This is a genomic window from Aciditerrimonas ferrireducens (genome assembly GCF_023130475.1).
In the GTDB taxonomy this organism is placed as follows: domain Bacteria; phylum Actinomycetota; class Acidimicrobiia; order Acidimicrobiales; family UBA8190; genus Aciditerrimonas; species Aciditerrimonas ferrireducens.
Genome location: NZ_JAKHEX010000027.1, coordinates 1 through 17,398, shown reverse-complemented (window position 1 = coordinate 17,398; position 17,398 = coordinate 1). Strand labels below are relative to the sequence as shown.

General features: G+C 73.8%; 20 protein-coding genes and 1 tRNA gene. 11 read left to right on the top strand and 10 right to left on the bottom strand.

What is annotated here, in order from left to right; all coding sequences use genetic code 11:
- Positions 1–16: 16 nt before the first annotated feature.
- The 6 genes from Acit_RS11565 (at position 17) to Acit_RS11540 (ending at position 4,450) form a co-directional block, all read left to right on the top strand.
- Positions 17–793 (top strand): ABC transporter ATP-binding protein, encoded by a 777-nt coding sequence (locus Acit_RS11565; protein ID WP_312710544.1) that lies wholly within the window; start codon positions 17–19, stop codon positions 791–793.
- The gene (locus Acit_RS11560) at positions 790–2,052 is read left to right on the top strand and encodes a beta-ketoacyl-[acyl-carrier-protein] synthase family protein (RefSeq protein ID WP_248109194.1); all 1,263 of its coding nucleotides are present in this window, start codon (positions 790–792) and stop codon (positions 2,050–2,052) included. Before Acit_RS11565 ends, Acit_RS11560 begins: the two co-directional genes overlap by 4 nt.
- Positions 2,053–2,239: 187 nt before the next feature.
- Entirely contained in the window at positions 2,240–2,539 is a 300-nt protein-coding gene (locus tag Acit_RS11555; protein WP_248109193.1) for a hypothetical protein, read from the top strand.
- A 379-nt stretch (positions 2,540–2,918) separates the two neighbouring features.
- On the top strand, positions 2,919–3,644 hold the full coding sequence (locus Acit_RS11550; RefSeq protein ID WP_248109191.1) for a hypothetical protein: 726 nt from the start codon (positions 2,919–2,921) through the stop codon (positions 3,642–3,644).
- 314 nt (positions 3,645–3,958) lie between these two features.
- Positions 3,959–4,387, top strand: coding sequence for a translin family protein (locus tag Acit_RS11545; protein ID WP_248109190.1), 429 nt, complete (start codon positions 3,959–3,961; stop codon positions 4,385–4,387).
- A tRNA-Ala gene (locus Acit_RS11540) sits at positions 4,378–4,450 on the top strand. Before Acit_RS11545 ends, Acit_RS11540 begins: the two co-directional genes overlap by 10 nt.
- Before the next feature lie 194 nt (positions 4,451–4,644).
- Here the strand turns inward: Acit_RS11540 and Acit_RS11535 are convergent.
- Positions 4,645–5,223, bottom strand: coding sequence for an NAD-dependent epimerase/dehydratase family protein (locus Acit_RS11535; protein WP_248109188.1), 579 nt, complete (start codon positions 5,221–5,223; stop codon positions 4,645–4,647).
- Positions 5,223–5,576, bottom strand: a complete 354-nt coding sequence (locus Acit_RS11530; protein ID WP_248109187.1) for an antibiotic biosynthesis monooxygenase family protein — start codon at positions 5,574–5,576, stop codon at positions 5,223–5,225. The genes Acit_RS11535 and Acit_RS11530 overlap by 1 nt, the downstream gene beginning before the upstream one ends.
- A gap of 270 nt (positions 5,577–5,846) precedes the next feature.
- On the opposite strand from Acit_RS11530, the gene Acit_RS11525 reads away from it, so the two are divergent.
- On the top strand, positions 5,847–6,092 hold the full coding sequence (locus tag Acit_RS11525; RefSeq protein ID WP_248109185.1) for a type II toxin-antitoxin system Phd/YefM family antitoxin: 246 nt from the start codon (positions 5,847–5,849) through the stop codon (positions 6,090–6,092).
- Positions 6,089–6,475, top strand: a complete 387-nt coding sequence (locus Acit_RS11520; protein ID WP_248109184.1) for a PIN domain-containing protein — start codon at positions 6,089–6,091, stop codon at positions 6,473–6,475. The genes Acit_RS11525 and Acit_RS11520 overlap by 4 nt, the downstream gene beginning before the upstream one ends.
- Positions 6,476–6,561: 86 nt before the next feature.
- Here the strand turns inward: Acit_RS11520 and Acit_RS11515 are convergent, their stop codons facing one another.
- The 3 genes from Acit_RS11515 to Acit_RS11505 are packed head-to-tail and all read right to left on the bottom strand — an operon-like array spanning position 6,562 to position 9,355.
- Positions 6,562–6,912 carry a metal-sensitive transcriptional regulator gene (locus tag Acit_RS11515; protein WP_282436861.1) on the bottom strand — a complete coding sequence of 117 codons (351 nt, stop codon included), beginning with the start codon at positions 6,910–6,912 and terminating at the stop codon, positions 6,562–6,564.
- A complete protein-coding gene (locus tag Acit_RS11510; RefSeq protein ID WP_248109209.1) occupies positions 6,909–9,143 on the bottom strand; it encodes a heavy metal translocating P-type ATPase in 2,235 nt (744 codons plus the stop codon). Before Acit_RS11510 ends, Acit_RS11515 begins: the two co-directional genes overlap by 4 nt.
- Positions 9,144–9,148: 5 nt before the next feature.
- Positions 9,149–9,355: a heavy-metal-associated domain-containing protein gene (locus Acit_RS11505; RefSeq protein WP_248109183.1), complete on the bottom strand. Its 207-nt coding sequence runs from the start codon at positions 9,353–9,355 to the stop codon at positions 9,149–9,151.
- A gap of 94 nt (positions 9,356–9,449) precedes the next feature.
- On the opposite strand from Acit_RS11505, the gene Acit_RS11500 reads away from it, so the two are divergent.
- From Acit_RS11500 to Acit_RS11490, 3 genes are all read left to right on the top strand, one after another.
- Positions 9,450–10,250, top strand: a complete 801-nt coding sequence (locus Acit_RS11500) for an ArsR/SmtB family transcription factor (protein ID WP_248109182.1) — start codon at positions 9,450–9,452, stop codon at positions 10,248–10,250.
- The gene (locus tag Acit_RS11495) at positions 10,247–11,581 is read left to right on the top strand and encodes an MFS transporter (protein WP_248109180.1); all 1,335 of its coding nucleotides are present in this window, start codon (positions 10,247–10,249) and stop codon (positions 11,579–11,581) included. The genes Acit_RS11500 and Acit_RS11495 overlap by 4 nt, the downstream gene beginning before the upstream one ends.
- Positions 11,582–11,747: 166 nt before the next feature.
- Positions 11,748–12,038, top strand: coding sequence for a DUF7427 family protein (locus Acit_RS11490; RefSeq protein ID WP_248109179.1), 291 nt, complete (start codon positions 11,748–11,750; stop codon positions 12,036–12,038).
- On the opposite strand, the gene Acit_RS11485 is transcribed toward Acit_RS11490, so the two are convergent.
- From Acit_RS11485 to Acit_RS11465, 5 genes are all read right to left on the bottom strand, one after another.
- The gene (locus Acit_RS11485) at positions 12,022–13,032 is read right to left on the bottom strand and encodes a PP2C family protein-serine/threonine phosphatase (RefSeq protein WP_248109177.1); all 1,011 of its coding nucleotides are present in this window, start codon (positions 13,030–13,032) and stop codon (positions 12,022–12,024) included. The genes Acit_RS11490 and Acit_RS11485 overlap by 17 nt on opposite strands.
- 43 nt (positions 13,033–13,075) lie before the next feature.
- The gene (locus Acit_RS11480; protein WP_248109175.1) at positions 13,076–14,668 is read right to left on the bottom strand and encodes an APC family permease; all 1,593 of its coding nucleotides are present in this window, start codon (positions 14,666–14,668) and stop codon (positions 13,076–13,078) included.
- A gap of 170 nt (positions 14,669–14,838) precedes the next feature.
- The gene (locus Acit_RS11475; RefSeq protein ID WP_248109173.1) at positions 14,839–16,122 is read right to left on the bottom strand and encodes a glutamine synthetase family protein; all 1,284 of its coding nucleotides are present in this window, start codon (positions 16,120–16,122) and stop codon (positions 14,839–14,841) included.
- A complete protein-coding gene (locus Acit_RS11470) occupies positions 16,119–17,117 on the bottom strand; it encodes a serine/threonine-protein kinase (protein ID WP_376746057.1) in 999 nt (332 codons plus the stop codon). The genes Acit_RS11475 and Acit_RS11470 overlap by 4 nt, the downstream gene beginning before the upstream one ends.
- Before the next feature lie 89 nt (positions 17,118–17,206).
- The coding region (locus Acit_RS11465; RefSeq protein WP_248109169.1) for a hypothetical protein at positions 17,207–17,398 on the bottom strand (192 nt) is incomplete at its 5' end.

Here is a 17,398-nt window from a genome sequence, read left to right as displayed (position 1 = left end):
CCCGGCGGCGGACGGCGTGGCCGTGGCCCTCCAGCAGGTCGAGGTCCGGCGGGAGGGCCGTGCCCTCGTGGCCGGGGTGGACTGGGAGGTCCGGGCGGAGGAGCGCTGGGTGGTCCTCGGCCCGAACGGCTCGGGGAAGACCACGCTGCTACAGGTGGCAGCGCTTCGGCTCCTGCCGACCCGGGGCGCGGTGCGGGTTCTCGGCCAGGTGGCGGGGCGCTGCGACCTGCGACGGGCTCGCCGCTCGGTGGCCCTGGTGAGCGCGGCGGTGGCCCGGCAGGTCCGCCCGAGCCTGTCGGCGGCCGAGGTCGTCCTGACCGGTCGGACCGGAGCCCTCGAGCCCTGGTGGGACCGGTACGAAGAGGCCGACCGGGCGCAAGCCCGGGAGCTGCTGGACCGCGCCGGGGTGGGGCACGTGGCCGAGCAGCCCTTCGGGGTGCTCTCCGAGGGGGAGCGCCAGCAGGTCCTCCTGGCCCGGGGCCTCATGGCGAGCCCCGGCCTGCTCCTGCTGGACGAGCCAGCCGCGGGCCTTGACCTGGGGGCCCGGGAGCGGCTGCTGCAGAGCCTGGCGGCGGTGGCCACGTCGCCGACCCAGCCGCCCCTGGTGCTGGTCACCCACCACCTGGAGGAGATCCCCCCAGGGATTACCCATGCCCTGCTGATCCGGGCCGGGCGGGTGGTGGCCGCCGGGCCGGTCGAGACCGTCCTCACGGGCGACACGGTGTCGGCCTGCTTCGGCCTGCCGGTGCAGGTGGAGCGGCGAGGCGACCGATGGGGGGCCGCGGCCCGGTGAGCGGCGCCGAGCGAGCCGGTCCGGGGGCCGTGGTGCTGACCGGCCTCGGGGCGCTGACTCCGCTCGGCCTGGACGTGGCCAGCACCTGGTCGGGCCTGCTCGAGGGGCGCAGCGGGGTCGGGCCGATCTCGGCCTTCGACCCCACGGGGCTCACCACCCGGATCGCCGCCGAGGTGCGGGGGTTCGACCCGGCCTCGGTCCTCGACCCCAAGCGGCTCCGGCGCACCTCTCGCGCCGCCCAGCTGGCGGTGGCCGCCGCCCGGGAGGCGGTCGCCGACGCCGGGCTGGACCTCGCCGCCGTGGACCGCGAACGGGTCGGGGTGGTGCTGAACTCGGCGGTGGCCGGCTTCGACACCGTCGAGCGGGCGGTCCGCCAGCTCCTCGGGGCCGCCGAGGGCCGGGTCGGGCCCTACATGGTCTCGTCGTCCATCACGAACATGGCCGCCTGCGAGGTGGCCATCGACCTGGACCTCCACGGTCCCGTGCTGGCCTCGGCCCTGGCCTGCGCCTCGGGGGCCTACGCCTTCCTGGAAGCGGCCCGCTTCCTGGCCTCGGGCGAGGCCGATGTGGTGCTCTGCGGGGGCACCGACGCCGGCATCACCCGGGCCATGTTCGAGGGGCTGACCGTCATGGGGGCCCTCTCGACCCGCAACGACGACCCCGAGGGGGCCAGTCGGCCCTTCGACGTAGGCCGGGACGGGTTCGTCTTCGGCGAGGGGGCGGTGGTGGCCGTCCTGGAGCGCCTCGAGCACGCCCGGGCCCGGGGGGCCGAGCCCTACTGCCAGGTGGCCGGGGGCGCCCTGACCGCCGATGCCTTCCACCCGAGCGCCCCCGAGCCGAGCGGCCGCTACGCCGCGTCGGCCATCGAGCGGGCCCTGCAGCGGTCCGGGGTGCACCCCGAGGAGCTGGACCTGGTCGTGGCCCACGGGACCGGCACCCAGGCCAACGACCGGACCGAGGCCCAGGCCCTCCACCGGGCCCTCGGCCAGGCGGCCCAGCAGCCCCTGGTCAGCGCGCCCAAGGGCGCCCTCGGGCACCTCATCGGCGCCGCCGGAGCGCTCGGGGTCCTGGTCTGCGCCCTGGGGATCCGCCAGGGGGTCGTCCCGCCCACCCGGAACCTCGAGGAGCCCGACCCGGCGTGCCTGCCCCTCCGGCACGTCGCCGGGCAGGCGAAGCAGGCCCGGGTCCGGGCAGCGATCACGAACGCCTTCGGGTTCGGCGGCCAGAACTGCACGGTGGTCCTCCGGGCCCTTCCCTGAGGCAGGGCCTGGTCCCGGGGCTCAGCTCGAGGGCTGAAGGAGCTCGAAGAGCATCGTCAGCGGCTGACCCGCCTGATCAGGCGGGCTGGCGGGGGCCGTGCGCGAGCCGCTTCGGGAGGCCGGTTGGCCGTTCCCCGTTCCCGTCCCCGTGGCGCCCGCCGAACCGGTCGAACCGGTCGAAGCAGCTGTGGTCGTTGACGGGGACGGAGAGGGGCCGGTCGCCGAAGTGGCGGCGGACGGTGCGGTGCTCGAACCGGCGTGGGCCGGGGCGGTTCCCGATGGGGCGGTTCCCGACGGGGAGCTGGTCGCGGTGGCCGGCCCGGTATCCCGGCGGGTCAGGACCGGGGAGGGCGCCGAACCGCGGGCCGCTGTAGCCGGCGGCTGGGTGGCGACGGACCGGGGGGAGGGGACCCGTGCCGCCTGGGTCGTGCCCGCGCCCGACGACGGGTTCCCGGGCAGGGAGTGGTCCTCGGGTGGTGGCGCGTGACCTGCGGCGCTGGGAGGCAGGTGGATGGGTACCGGCTGGAAGGCACCGCCCAGGGCGGCGCCGAGGCCGAAGCTGAGCGCCCCGCCGGCCAGGGTGAGCGCGGCGAGACGGATGGCCGCACGCCGGAGGGTGGGGCGAGGGCGGGTCGAGGGGTCCGAGGGGGCCTGGCGGAGGGTGCTGGCCAGGAGATGATCCAGCCAGCCCCCCGTCGGGGTGCTCGCTGGCGTCGGCGAGCCGGACACGCCGCCCAGGGTAGCGAGGCCGAACAGGCCCGCTGGTGGGGTAGGGCGCGGGTCCGGTTGCGTGGGCCGGATCGGGCGGCGAGAATCGCCGAGCCCCGCTCGCCGGATCCACCACCGACGGGGCCGGGGTGCGTAGGGTGTCGAGCCGGGAGCCGAGCGAGGGGGTCGTCGCCATTCTGCTGGTCGGACTGCTCGTGGTGGTGTGGGCGGTCGTGCTGGTGCCCGGGGCGGTCCGGCGCTGGCGGGAGGGTCGGACCGCTGACGCGGTCTCGGCCTTCCATCGCCTCCACCGCTCCTTGCACCGCTCCCAGGTCCGCCTCGGGTGTCCCCAGCCGGCCCTGCACCGCTTGCGGACCGGGCGGACGGCGGTGCTCGTCCGGCGTGCCCCGGGGACGTCCTCGGGGCGGGTGGTGCTGGTGCGCCCGGACGCCGCCGAGGGCAGCGGGTCAAGGGGAGGAGGCGCGCGGCCAACGGTCCGGGCAGCCATGGCCCGGGGCCGTGCCACGGCCTCGTCGGAAGGCGAGGTGGTCCGGCGTCGGCGAGACGTGGCCATCGGGCTGGGGTCGTCGGTGGTGCTGACCGCCCTGCTCGGCCTGCTGCCACCTCTCCACCCGCTGCTGGTGCTGGCCGTCGTCGTGCTCGCCGCCCTGGTCGGTTACGTGGTGTTGCTGGTGCGGCTCCGATCGGCCGAGGCGGGGCGGTCGGCGGGCCGGGCCCGGGCTCGACGAGACGAGCGGGCCCGCCGGCCGGTCGGCTCCACCCCCGCGGCGCGGGCCCCTGCCGGACCAGCGCTCGGCGCGGGGCACGGAGAAGCATTGGCGGCCGACGAGCCGCCTGTCCTGGCTCGGGTGGCGGCCCGCTGAGCAGCGCCGAGGACCAGCGCGCCTGGCCTGCGCCTGGGGCGGACCGGCTGCGGGAGCGGCTCGAGGAACTCGGCGCCGAGGTCCGCGGCCGGCTGCAGGCGGCCCACGAGGCCCGGGAGACCGCCCTGCCGGCCTGCCGCGAGGCCATCCGGTGCTCCAGCCTGGCCATCCGAGCCGAGCACCGCGACGAGCCAGCGGAAGCAGCCCGCCAGCGGGGGGCCGCGGAGGCCGCTCTGCGACGCGCCCAGGCGGCCCTGGCCGACCATCCCCAGCTGGCAGCGGTCGGCTTCCTGCACGACGCCGAGAAGGAGGTCGTGGAGGCGCACGTCCTCCCGGTCCTGCTCCACGGGGGCGTCCTGCCGTCCGCCGCCGACCTTGCAGTGGCCCCAGCGGCGTGGCTCCACGGGCTGGCCGAGGCAGCGTCCGAGGTCCGCCGCTATCTCCTCGACCGTCTCCGTTCCGGCCAGGGCGACGAAGCCGAGGCGCTGCTCGGCACCATGGAGGCGGTCTACGACCTGCTCGTCACCGTGGACTTCCCTGACGCCCTCACCGCCGGGCTCCGGCGGGTCACCGACGGTCTTAGGGCCGTGCTGGAGCGGACCCGGGGGGACCTCACCACGACTGTCGCCCAGCTCCGCCTCCAGGCCGCCCTCGAACGGGCCCGAGGCGAGCCGCAAGGCCTGACCAGGCCCGTCCAAGGGGCAGGCGGGCCCGGCTATCCTCGGGGTGACCCGGGGGTGTAGCTCAGTTGGTAGAGCACTACGTTCGCAACGTAGGGGTCGCCGGTTCGAGTCCGGTCACCTCCACCGCGAGCCCTTGGCCGTCGGGCCGCTTGGAGCGGCGACGGAAGGCCGTGGTGCTCGCTCGAAGGATCCCCACCTGCGGGCTGGTCGCAACTGGCGCACTGTCTCCGCCGACGTCGGCCTGAAGCCCCCAGGGGATCCGCTCCGAAGCCGAGCCAGTAGGGGACGCGCCCGACCGTTCCCGTTCCCCGCTCGGTTCAGTCGTCAGTGAGGACAACGACCCCGCTCGGCGCATGGAGGAGCATCATGGTGCGTCGGGCGGCATCCTCGATGTGGATGCGGGGTGACGCCGGGGGACCGTCGGGATAGAAGGTCCCCGGACCCCAGAACTGGCCGTAGCGGATCACGACGCCGCCAGCCTCGAGGACCAAGCGCTCGTGCCCGGCCACGGCGGCGACGCTTCCCGGGGGGGTCCAGGCAACGCTTTGCGCCAGGAAACGACGAACGCCGGCCACCGACGCCGCTGCGAGCAGGTTGCGCGTCCCTTCGGTTCGGATCCGGTTGTTCCGTTCGGTGTGGTCGGGGATCCGTCCTCGGTCGTCGGGAAGGTCAGTGAGCTGGTGCATCACGAGGTCCGGGCGGAAGTCGACGACCGAGTCGAGGAGCTGGTCGGCGTCGAAGACATCACCGATGACGGGGTGGGCCCCGAGGGCTGCGACGAACGCCGCCCGTTCGGGGGAGCGGGTCATCCCCGCCACGTCGTGGCCGGCGCTCGTGAGGAGGCGGAGGAGGCGGACACCGATGACGCCGGTTGCACCGGCGAGGAACACCCGCATCACGGCTCCCCCTGCGAGGGGAACCGGTCCCTGGCATCGAAGTGCCGACGCCGGAGGACGCGACAGACCGTGACGCTGGAGGTGAGGTAGAAGGCCCGGCGACCCTGCTCCTGGGCCGCCCGGTGCTCAGGGTCGTCGCGCCAGGCTTCGTGGTGGGCGACCGAGTCGAAGGTGACCAGCGACACCCGCTCGCCGTCGTCAGCGACGAAGGTCTTGAAGTCGACGAACCCGGGCATCTGGCGGGCACGGGCCTCCAAGTGTGCGGCGAGCTCGCCGTAGCCGTTGGCCTCGGCATCGTCGCGCAGGCGCGAGCCGAAGGCGGTGACGACGGACTGGTCTTCGCCGGGCTCCATGGGGACAGCTTCGCCGAAGGTGACGGTGCCGTGGAGGAGGACCCCGACGGCCAAGAAATCGTCGATGGCGCGATCTGGTACCGCTGGTACCGCCCGTCGACGTGACCCAGGCGACCCTGGCGACCCTGCGGAGGGGACGCGTGCCCCGCGCGCTGCCTGACGCCGAGCCCGTGACCGGCAGAAAGGCAGGCTCGGTCGGTGGGATCGGCGCCAACCCCATGGCTGCACCTCCCCTGAGACATATGTAGCTATATGTGCTACAGTAAGGCCATGGATGGTTCGATATCCGTCCGCGAGCTGCGCAACAGGGTCAGCGACGTGCTCCGCCGGGTTGAAGGCGGCGAGCGGTTCACGGTCACCGTCGACCGACGCCCGGTTGCGGCAATCGTGCCTCTCCGTCGCCATCGGACCGTGTCGGCAGCCGAGGCGCTCGCCATCGTTTCCCGCCATGCCGCCGACCGCAGTGTCCTCACCGAGGTGCGGGGCCTGCTCACGGAGACGACTGACGATCTATGAGGGCCTTGCTCGACACCTCGTTCTTCGTTGCCACGGAGTCAGGGCGGCCTCTGGGCGACCTCGGGAGGGTTACTGCGACCGAGGTCTCGGTGGTGACGCTGGCCGAACTGACGCTCGGCGTGCTCATGGCTGCCGACGACGATGCGCGGTCGACGCGGTTGGCAACGCTCTCCGCTGTCGAGTCGGCGTGGGATCCGTTGCCAGTCGATGCCGACGTGGCGCGCCAGTTCGCCCGGATCGCCGCCGCCCTGCGAGCTGCTGGCCGCCGGGTCCCGATTCTCGACGCGCTTGTGGCCGCCACCGCGATCGTCGAGCGGATCCCGGTCGTCACCCAAGACGGCGACTACGAGGCCATCCCCGGCGTCGAGGTGATCCGGGTCTAATCGGAAGCAACCGCTCCCGTAGGCGGCTCCCCTCCGCGAGAGCATGAGAGCAGGGAACGGGGCGGGCACCGGTGTGCTCAGCTGGCTCAGCGGGTCCGGGTGTAGCGGTGGACGGCGTCGAGGAGTTCCCGGGTCTTCTCCGCGGCGACCACCTCGTCCCCCGAGGCGAGGGCGTGGCGGACGCAGTGGTTGACGTGGTCGTCCAGGAGGATCCCGGCGACGGTCTCGAGCGCGGTGGAGACGGCGGCGATCTGGGTCAGGATGTCGATGCAGTAGCGCTCCTCGGCGATCATCCGTTCGATGCCCCGCGCCTGGCCCTCGATGCGGCGCATGCGGTTGATGAGGGCTTGCTTGTCCTTGGCGACCACGTAGCCATGGGCTCGGCCGGTCGGCGTCGGGGACGGGGACGGGGTGTCGGTGCGGGCGCTTGTCGTCATGCGGTCTCCCCGGACGGTCGGAATCGGCGGAGGCGGAGCGAGTTGGTGACGACGAGGACGCTGGAGGAGGCCATGGCGGCGGCGGCCACGACGGGGTTCACGATGCCGGCAACCGCAAGGGGGATGGCGACGAGGTTGTAGCCGAACGCCCAGGCCAGGTTGCCCTTGATCGTCGCGAGGGTCCGGCGCGAGAGGCGGATGGCGTCGGCGACGGCCCGGAGGTCGCTGCGGACCAGGGTGACATCGGCGGTCTCGATGGCCACGTCCGTGCCGCTGCCCATGGCGATGCCGAGGTCCGCCTGGGCGAGGGCGGGGGCGTCGTTCACCCCGTCGCCGACCATGGCGACGACCTCCCCGGCCTTCTGGAGCCGCGCCACTTCGGCCGCCTTCTCCGCGGGGAGCACGCCGGCGACGACCCGCTCGATCCCGAGCTCGGCGGCGACCGCCTCGGCGGTGGTCTCGTTGTCCCCGGTGAGGAGCACCGGGGTGAGCCCGAGGGCCCGGAGCAGGTCCACGGCCCGGCGGCTCGTAGGCCGGACCTCGTCCCGGACGGCCAGCAGCCCTCGGGTCGTCCCGTCGATCGCCACGGCCACGACCGTGGCCCCCCCGGCTTCGAGGCGGTGGGCCTGCGCCATGAGACCGTCGGGGAGGGGGATTCCCCAGTCGGCCAGCAGGCTCGGGCGGCCGACCACCACGGCGCGGCCCTCCACGACGGCCTCGACCCCGAGCCCGGGTCGGTTCGAGAAGGACTCGGGGCTCGGGAGGGCCCCGAAGCGGGCCTGGCCGTACGCGGCGACGGCCCGGGCGACGGGGTGCTCGCTGGCGGCCTCGGCGGCGGCTGCGAGGCGGACCAGGTCGTCCTCGGCCGAGCCGGGGGCCGGGACGACCGCCGAGACGGTCATCGCCCCCTCGGTCAGCGTCCCGGTCTTGTCGAGGACGACGGTGGTGACCTGGCGGGTCCGCTCGAGGACCTCGGGACCCTTGACGAGGATGCCGAGCTGGGCGCCACGCCCGGTGCCGACCAGCAAGGCGGTGGGGGTGGCGAGCCCGAGGGCGCAGGGGCAGGCGACCACGACGACGGCCACCGCCGTGGTGAAGGCGGCCGCGGGGGCGGCACCCCCGAGGACGAGCCAGCCCACCAGGCTGAGGAGCGCGACGGCGAGGACGGCCGGGACGAACACGGCGGAGACCCGGTCGGCCAGGCGCTGGACCGGCGCCTTGCCTGCCTGGGCCTCGGCAACCAGCCGGGTGATCTGAGCCAGGGCGGTCTCGGCCCCGACCCGGGTGGCCTCGACCACGAGGCGACCCGAGGTGTTGAGGGTCCCGCCGGTCACCGGGTCCCCCGGCCCCACCTCGCGGGGGACCGGCTCGCCGGTCAGCATCGACTGGTCGACCGCCGAGGCGCCGAGGACCACCACGCCGTCGGTGGCGATCTTCTCGCCGGGGCGAACGACGAAGCGGTCGCCCACGACCAGGGCCTCGATCGGGACGAGCACCTCGATGTCGCCCCGCAGCACCCGGGCCTCCTTGGCGCCGAGCGCCAGGAGCGCCTGGACGGCCTCTCCGGCCCGGCGCTTCGCCCGGGCCTCCAGGAACCGGCCGAGCAGGACCAGGGTGGTGATCGCCACGGCAGCGTCGAAGTCGACCATGGCCGAGATGCCCGTAGCGAGGACCACCGTCGACCAGGTCCAGGCCGCCAGGGTGCCGAGGGACACGAGGGTGTCCATGGTGGCCACGCCGTGCCGGGCGTTGGCCAGGGTCGCCCGGTGGAACGGCCAGCCGGCGAAGAAGACGACCGGCGTGGCCAGCAGCAGGGAGAGCCACGCCCAACCCGGGGGTCGCGTCGCCGGGAACCAGGCGAAGAGCGCCACGGGCACGCTCAGCACCGCAGCCACGACCAGGCGGTGGCGGTAGGGGCGGGCCGGGTCCTCCTCGCTGCGGGCCTCAGGCAGTCGGGCCCCGTACCCGACGGCTTCCACCGCCTGGATCAGGTCCTCGAGCGCGACCTGCTGCGGGTCGAAGGCCACCGCGGCCTGCTCGGTGGCGAAGTTCACCGTGGCTGCCACGCCGTCGAGCCTGTTCAGGCGTCGCTCGACCCGGGTCGCGCACGACGCGCAGGTCATGCCCGTGATGGCCAGCTCGACCCGCTGCCAGCGCGCCGGCGACGCGCCGCTCGGGCTCGACCCTGTGGTCCGGGCCCCGACCGGTGAGGTGCCCGTCCTCCCGGCCATGGTCGTCACGCCACCTCGTACCCGGCTTCCTCGATGGCGGCCCGCAGCGCCCCGTCGTCGAGGTCCGCCCCCTCGACCACCACGAGCTTCGTGGCGAGGTCGACCTCGACCTTCGTGACGCCGGGGAGCCCCTCGAGGGCGCCGGAGACCGCCCGCGTGCAGTGGTCGCAGCTCATGCCCGGCACCGTGTAGGTCCTCGTCGTTTCGGTCATCGGGCCCTCCTTCCACTCCAAAGAATACCCTACCCCAGTATCCTACTGCCGAGGAGCCCTGCGGCGGAGCGGGAGGGGTCGCCTCGGCCCAGCGATGCACACCGCCGGTTTGGGGATCCCGGCGGCGCGGCCCGTCGCCACCGTCGCCTATTCTCAAACAATCATGAGAATAATTGCGAACAGAGGAGCGTCAGCGGGGACGGAGACGGCCAAGGGGGCCCTGTTCGACGCCCTGGCCGAGGTGGCGGGGGCCTTGGCGTCGGGCCGGCGGTTGGAGATCGTGGATCTCCTGGCCCAGGGCGAGCGATCGGTGGAGGAGGTGGCGCGGGAGCTCGGGCAGAGCCTGGCCAACACCTCGCACCACCTGCGGGTCCTGGCCCGGGCAGGGCTGGTGCGGACCCGACGGGAGGGCACCCGGATCCACTACCGACTGGCCGGACCGGGCGTGGAGGAGCTCTGGTCGGCCCTGCGTGCGGTGGCCGCGGCCGAGCGGGACGACCTGGGTCGGCTCACCCGGGCGTACCTGGGCCCGCTGGAGGACGTCGAGGTGGTGGACCGGGACGAGCTGCTTCGACGCCTCCTCCGGGGTGACGTCGTGGTGCTCGACGTGCGCCCCGTGCGGGAGTACCAGGCTGGCCACATCCCGGGGGCCCGCTCGGTGCCCCTGGAGGAGCTCGCCTCGGCGATCGAGGAGCTGCCGGCCGACGTCGAGGTCGTCGCCTACTGTCGGGGTCCCTACTGCGTGTTCGCGCCGGCCGCCGTCCGGGCCTTGCGTCGTGCCGGGTACTCGGCCAGGAGACTCGAGGACGGGTTCCCCGAGTGGCGTCGAGCCGGGTTCCCGGTGGCGGTCGGCGAGAAGCGGGGCAGGGTCAGCCTCGACCGGGGGCGGCCGTGAAACGCTCCGGGGCGGCCGGACACCGGCTGGGGTTGCGCGAGAACCTCTGGCAGTTCTCGATCTTCACGGCGATCACCCTCCTGATCGGCGTGACCATCGGTGTCGAACGGGTCGCGCTGCCGCCGCTGGCTCGCCACGCCTTCGGGATCACCTCGGTCCTCTACACGGTCAGCTTCATCTCCGCCTTCGGTCTGGTGAAGTCGGCGATGAACCTGGTCGCCGGGCGATTGTCGGACCGCCGGGGGCGAAAGGCCATCTTGCTGGTCGGCTGGGCCTTCGCCCTGCCGTACGCCGTGCTCATCATCGTGGCCACCGCCTGGTGGCAGGTGATCGTGGCGAACCTGTTCCTCGGGGTGAACCAGGCGCTGACCTGGACGATGTCGGTCACCGCCAAGATCGACCTCGTCGGGCCGACCAACCGGGGCCTGGCAGTCGGGATCGACGAGTCAGCTGGCTATGTCGGCGTGGGCCTCGGCGGCCTGGCCGCCGGCCTGCTCGTCTCCGCCGACGGGCTGCGCCCGAGCCCCTACCTCCTGGCCCTCGGGGTCGTGGTCCTCGGGGCGCTCGTCACGGCGGGGCCGGCCCGCGAGACGCTCCCCTTCGCCCACGCTGAGGCACGAGAGCAGGCAGCCCGACTGGCGCCGACGCTCGACGAGCAGGCGGCGTCGCCAGCGTCGAGGCCGGCGGTGCCGCATCTTCGTCGCCTGGCCGCCTACATGAGCTGGCGGGACCGTTCCATGCTGGCGGTCTGCCAGGCCGGGCTGCTCAACAAGTTCGCCGACAGCCTGGTGGCAGCGTTCTTCCCGCTCTACCTGGTGCGCCGGGGGATGGGGCTGGCCGAGGTCGGCCTGCTGGTCGGGGTGTACGCCTGGGTGTGGGGGCTCGGCCAGGTGGCTGCCGGAGCCCTCGCCGACCGCCTGGGGCGCAAGCTGCCCATCACGAGCGGCACCTTCCTCATGGCCGCCGGGCTGGCGCTGTTCGTGGCGACCTCGGCGCATCCGGTCTGGTTCGGCGGTGCGGCCCTCATGGGGATCGGCATGGCCCTCGCCTACCCCAACCTCATCACCGCCGTCGGCGACACCGCCGACCCGGCGTGGCGGGGCGGCGCCCTCGGCGTCTACCGGCTCTGGCGGGACGGCGGGTACGCGATCGGGCCGCTGGTCCTCGGTGGGATCGCCGCCGCCGGCGGGATCGGTGCAGCCATCTGGGCCGGGGTGGGCCTCGTGGGGGCCTCGGGGCTGGTGCTGCTGGTCTGGCTGACCGAGACCGACCCGAAGCGGCGCCGCCAGCCGCCAGCCTGGCAGCAGCACCCCGAGTGGGTGGCGCCCTGAGCGTGGGATCCGGAGCCCTGCATCGGGGCGGTGTCGGGGCGTCGGTAGCCTGGGGGACGAGGTCGACCAGGTGGCACGAGCTGGCGCGGAGCGAGACGGGTGGGGCCGTCAAGGGGGCCCGGGTGCCGGGGCGGGACGTCCTCGACCGTGGCCGGCTCGGGCCGTCGTGTGGGCGATCGGGGGCTGGCTGGGCTTGGTTGGCTACGTGGTGGCCTTCGACCGGGCGGCGGCCCGGCGGGGTTTGCCGACGTTGACGGCTGGGCACCGGCGGGTGGTCCGGCGCTGGTGGGCGGCCCGGGTCGCCAGTGCCCTGGGGTTCGTGGCGGTCCTGCTCCATCTCCAGGGGTGGCCCCCCGGCTACTGGCGGGTCGACCCCCTTCCCCGTGTCGGGCGGCTGATCGACCGGGCGCTCGCCGTGCTCAGCTCCGCTGGCCGCCGCCTCACGAGCCCCGGCTGAAGGGCCAGCGGCGTCGACGGGGCGACGGTGCTTCGAGCCAGGGGCAACCGGGCTCGAGTGCGACGGCGAGGACGGTGACGTTGTCGGGCGCTCCCCGGGCCAGGGCCCGGTGGGCCAGATGGTCGACGAGGGCCCCGAGCCGGGTGGCCAACGAATCGAGGTCGACGGCCCGCTCCGCCTCGTCGCCCGGGACAAAGCGGCGAACCGCCTCGGCCACCTCGGCCCGCTCGACCAGTCCCCAGAGGCCGTCGCTGCAGAGCACGAGGCGGTCCCCCGCTCGCAAGCCCCGGCGGACCAAGTCCAGGGGCGGGCCGGGGGCGGTCCCGAGACAGCGGGTGAGGATGGAGCGACCCGGGTGGCGGGCGGCCTGCTCGGGGGTGAGGAGGCCGAGGCGTACCAGGTCGGCCACCTGGCTGTGGTCGGTGGTCAGCTGCTCCACTGCACCCTCCCGCCAGCGGTAGCAGCGGGTGTCCCCGACGTGGGCGACGACGACCTCGCCGGCGTCGAAGGTGAGGGCGGTCAGGGTGGTGGCCATGCCGGACCGCCCGGGCTCGAACCCGGCATCGTAGACGGCCAGGGCTGCCTGCCGGGTGGCGGCGCGCAGGGCCTGGCGGGGCCTGGCGGCCGCCCGGGGGAAGACCGCCAGGGTGGTGCTCACGGCGAGCTCGGCGGCCACCTCCCCGGCCTGGTGGCCCCCGAGGCCGTCGGCGACGACGAACAGGGGCGGGTGGCCCGGGGGATCCCGGGCCGGGGGCAGCACGGTCCCGGCGCGGTCCTCGTTCCAGGGACGGACGGCGCCCCGGAGGGAGACCAGGGCGAAGGCCCCGCCGGGGAACGTTCCGGCAGCCACCTGCTCGTCCTCGGCGAGGGGGGCCGGCGGTCCCAGCAGGTGCTCCTCGTCGCCCGCCGGCCGCTGGCCGCTCATGGTCGGCGCGCCGGCAGCCCAGCCCCCGGGCTGGGCTGCCGGCGCTGCCGGGATCCCCTCCACGAACACCGGCGTCGGTCCCTTCGACCTCGCTGGGCTCCGGAAGGCCGGGTCACGTCAGGCTGGTGCCGGCCGGCTGGGCGTTGCGCTGCTGACGACGCTCCTGGAAGGTGATGCGGTGGGCGTGCTCCCGGTTCGGGTTCGCCTTGAACCAGACCACCCCGGCCACCGCCCAGATGGCCACGACAATGATGGCCTTGATGGCGTCGGTGGCCCCCGAGCCACCCCCGGCGATGGCCAGGTAGACGACGCCGATGAGCTCGGCCACGTTCATCACCAGGCCGAGGCCGGGCAGGACGAGGTGCTTCACCGTGTGCTTGTCATGGCGGGAGGCGAAGGCCACGACGCAGATGAGGCAGGTCATGCCGTAGACCAGGAAGGTGCCGATGTTCGAGGCCAACGTGATCTGGGTGAGGTTGTCCACGGTGTGCACCCCGTAGACCCCGATGAGGGCCGAGAGGACGGTCATGACCAGGATGCCGCCGTGCGGGGTGGCGAAGCGGCCGTGGAGCCAGCCGATCACCGAGGGGAGCTCCTTGTCCTTGGCCATGGCGTAGCTCACCCGGACCCCGGTGTTCACGCAGGCTAGGGTGGTGCCGACGAGGGCCATGAGCACGGTGAAGGCGACCAGGAGGGCCGCCGCCTCCCCGCCGCCTCCGAACATCTTGTCGGCGGCGTTCTGGACCATCGTGCCGATGGGGGCGCTGTCGTTGCCGGCAGCGACGAACGCGTTCGCTCCCTTCTGGCCGGCCATGGTCACCGTGCCGAGGGCGAAGTTCGCCCCGAAGTACTCGAAGAGGTAGCAGAAGCCCCCTTGGATCAGAAGGCTGATGAGGACCCCTCGCTGGATGTCCCGCTCCGGGTTCTTCGCCTCGGCGCCCAGGGCGGTGATGGACTCGAAGCCGACTAGGAGCAGGATGGCAATGGTCGACTGGTAGAGCAGGTTCACGAAGTTGTGGGGCAGGAGCACGGCCCCCGCGTTGGCCTGGACGTAGCCGGCGTGGGGGTGCCCGATCCGGAAGGCGATGAAGAAGATGATCGTCATGCCAACGAGGGTGACGATCTGGATGACGTTGATCACCAGGGCCGTGAGGGTCGACCCGCTGATGCCCCGGTAGGCGATGTAGCCGACCAGGAGCGCCGAGGCGACGCAGATGAGGCTGAGGGGTCCCCACCCGAGCTGGGTCCCGGAGATCTCCTGGACGATGTAGCCGACCAGGGTGCCGATGAAGGCGATCATGATCCCGGGATAGATCCAGTAGTAGAGGTGGCTCATCCACCCGAAGACGAACTTCGCCCACCGGGCGTAAGCCTGGTGCTGGGGCTTCTCCTTGTCGAGGAAGGCCGCCTCGGCGAAGTAGTAGCTGGAGCCGGTGCCGGCCTCAGGGTAGATCCTCGCCAGCTGGCTGTAGCTCCAGGCGGTGAGCATGGCCAGGACGAAGGCGAAGAACAGGCCGGTCCACATGTCGTGCCCGGTGGGCACGCCGTGGTTCGTCTGGGCGGCCTGTTCCTGGAAGGTCGTCCAGAGGAAGGCGCCCGGCGCAATGAGGGCCATGCCGTTCACCGTCACCCCGGTGAGCGACAAGGTCCGTTTCATCTCGCCGGTGCCCCCGGTTCCCGCCGTCTGGACCTGGGTCTCTGCCATCGCTTCCCTCCTCGGCCCCGGGACTCCTGGGCCCTCCCGTCGTTGCCCGCAGGGTACGGACGGCGTGTTTCGGCACGGGATCCGGCGGATGAACGGCTGGTGAAGGGGATGTTTCGGCCGCGTGAACCGGTCCGACCGGCTGGGACCGGCTGGAGCCTCCCGGCGCGGGGTCAGCCCTCGAGCGAGGAGAGGAGGTCCGCTCGGGTGACGTTCGCTCCCGCTGCCTCGAGCTCGGCCCGCTGGCCGTCGACCAGTCGGCCGACGAGGCGGGCGTCGAAGGCGTCGACGAGCACCTCGTCTTCGAGCAGGGCGTCGACCGCGGCGTCCAGGCTGCGGGGCAGGAGTCCGGGGGCCGCCTCGACGGCGGCGAGGTCGAGGCCGGCCGGCTCCTCCTCGACGGCCTTGCCGGGGAAGCGCCGGTTGGCGAGGCCGTCCTCGACCGCTGCCAGCAGGCCGGTCAGGAGCAGGTAGGGGTTCGCCGTCGGATCGGCTCCCCGGTACTCGATCGTGGGCCGCCCGTCCGCCAGGTGACCGAGCCGGACCAGGGCTGCTCGGTTGGTGTGCGCCCAGACCACGGCCCCGGGGGCCTCGGGCCCGGAGTGGAGGCGCCGGTAGGACCCGACGCTGGGCGCGGCCAGGGCGCAGAGCCCCCGGGCGTGCTGGAGGAGGCCGCCGATGACGAAGCGGCCCTCCTCCGCGAGGTCGCCCTCGAGGGCGAGGCCCTCGAGACGCTGGTGGAGGTGCAGGCCGGAACCGGGCTGCCCGGCGAGGGGGCGCGCGGCGAAGCTGGCGCGGAGCCCGTGGGCGGCTGCCGTCTCGGCCACCACCGCCTTCGCCCAGGTCAGCGCGTCGGCCAGGCCGAGGGGGTCTCGCTCGCCGAGGTCCAGTTCCCACTGGCCCGGCCCGCCTTCGTGATGGGCGGCGAGGACCTCGACCCCGAGGCCCTCGAGGGTCTCGGCGGCCCGGTGGGCGACCTGGGCCCCAAGGCCGGTCTGCTCGGAGAAGTAGCTGCCCCGGTCGGCGGGCTCCAGGTCGGCGGTCACCAGGTACCACTCCAGTTCGGCGCCACCCCGCCAGCGCTCCGCCAGCTCCTCGTGGGCCTCCAGCCAGAGCAGCAGGGCGGTCCGCGGGTCCAACGGCCAGGGCTCGCCCTCGGCGTCGAGGACGACGCCGAGCATGCGAGCAGAACCGTCGGGGAGGGCCACGGCGGTCGCCGGGTCGGGGTGCAGGACCCGGTCGGCCTCAAGGAGGCGCACCCGTCCCTCGATGGCCGAGCCGTCGAAGACCATGCCGTGGTCCAAGACCCGGCGGACCTGGGGGGCCGGCACGTGGATGGCGCGGAGCGTGCCGAAGAGGTCGACGAAGCAGAGCCTCACCCAGCGCACCCCGCTCAGGGCCGCCGGCAAGGGCTCGCCCCGGGCTCCGGTGCGGCTGGGTGGACCCGGGAGGTTCATCGGAGCACCACGGCCAGGACGACCGCCAGGGTGGCCAGGGCCACGAAGGCCACGGCGATGAGGGCGGCGAGGGCGAGGGTCCGTTTCCCTGAGGCCAAGGCGGCAGCTGTCCCGGCCCCCATGGGGGGCTCGGGGTCCCGGGGGTAGGTCGCGGCGTCCAGCTGGTCGAGGCGTGCCAGGTCGGCGAGGAGCTCGTCGGCGCTCTGGTAGCGGTGCTCGGGGTAGCGGCGCATGGCGTGGAGGATGACGGCGCCGAGCCCAGGTGGCAGGTCGCGGCGGTGACGCTCCGGGGGGATCGGGTCGGCCTGGAGGTGGGCGGCCATGACGCTGAGCGGGCTGTCCCCCTCGAAGGGCACCCGCCCGCAGGCGAGTTCGTAGACCAGGACGCCCCAGGCGTAGAGGTCGCTCCGCTGGTCGCCCCGGCTGCCCTGGACCTGCTCGGGCGCCATGTAGTCCGGGGTGCCGAGGGCCTGGGAGAGGTGTTTCCAGGTCAGGCGCCGGGCGCCCCGGGCCACGGCCGTGCCGAAGTCCGTGACCTTCAACGTGTTCCCGGGTCCGACCAGGACGTTCTCGGGCTTGAGGTCCCGGTGGACGATGCCGTGGCGGTGGAGGTAGGCCAGGGCCTCGGCCAGCTGGGTGGCCCAGGCGATCACCTGGTCGAGGGGCAGCGGACCGGGGTGGGCTCGGAGCCAGGCCCGGAGGGTGGGGCCCGCGACGTACTCGAGCACCAGGTAGGGCTCGCTGCGGTGCTGACCGTCGTCCAGGGCTCGTTGGACGTTGGGGTGATCGAGCCGCCGGGCGATCTCGGCCTCCCGGCGGTAGCGCTGGAAGAGGGCCGGGTCGCCGAAGAGCTCCGCGTAGGGGAACTTCACCACCACCGGTCGGTCACCGGCCTTTCGGTCGTGGGCCAGCCAGGCCTCGGCGTAGCCGCCTTCGCCGAGCAGCTCGACGAGCTCGTAGTGGTCGACCAGCTGGCCGACCTGGTGGCGGGCCACCAGGGTCGCCCCTACCGCCCCACCCGTTGCCAGGTCACGAGGCTGCACTGTAGCGGCGGGACGGCGAGTGCTCGGAGGATGGCTCTGGCTCAGGGCTCGCCGGGTCGTTCGGGCCGTCGAAGGTAGGCACCGGCCGCGCCCCGGAGGTAGAGGAGTCCGACCCCGAGAGCGAACACCCCCGGGACCAGGCGCCAGCTGGCGTGGAGGGCGACGAACGAGACGACGCCGACGGCCAGCCAGGCCAGCGCAACCAGGGCCAGGAATCGGGGGTCGGAGCGCTG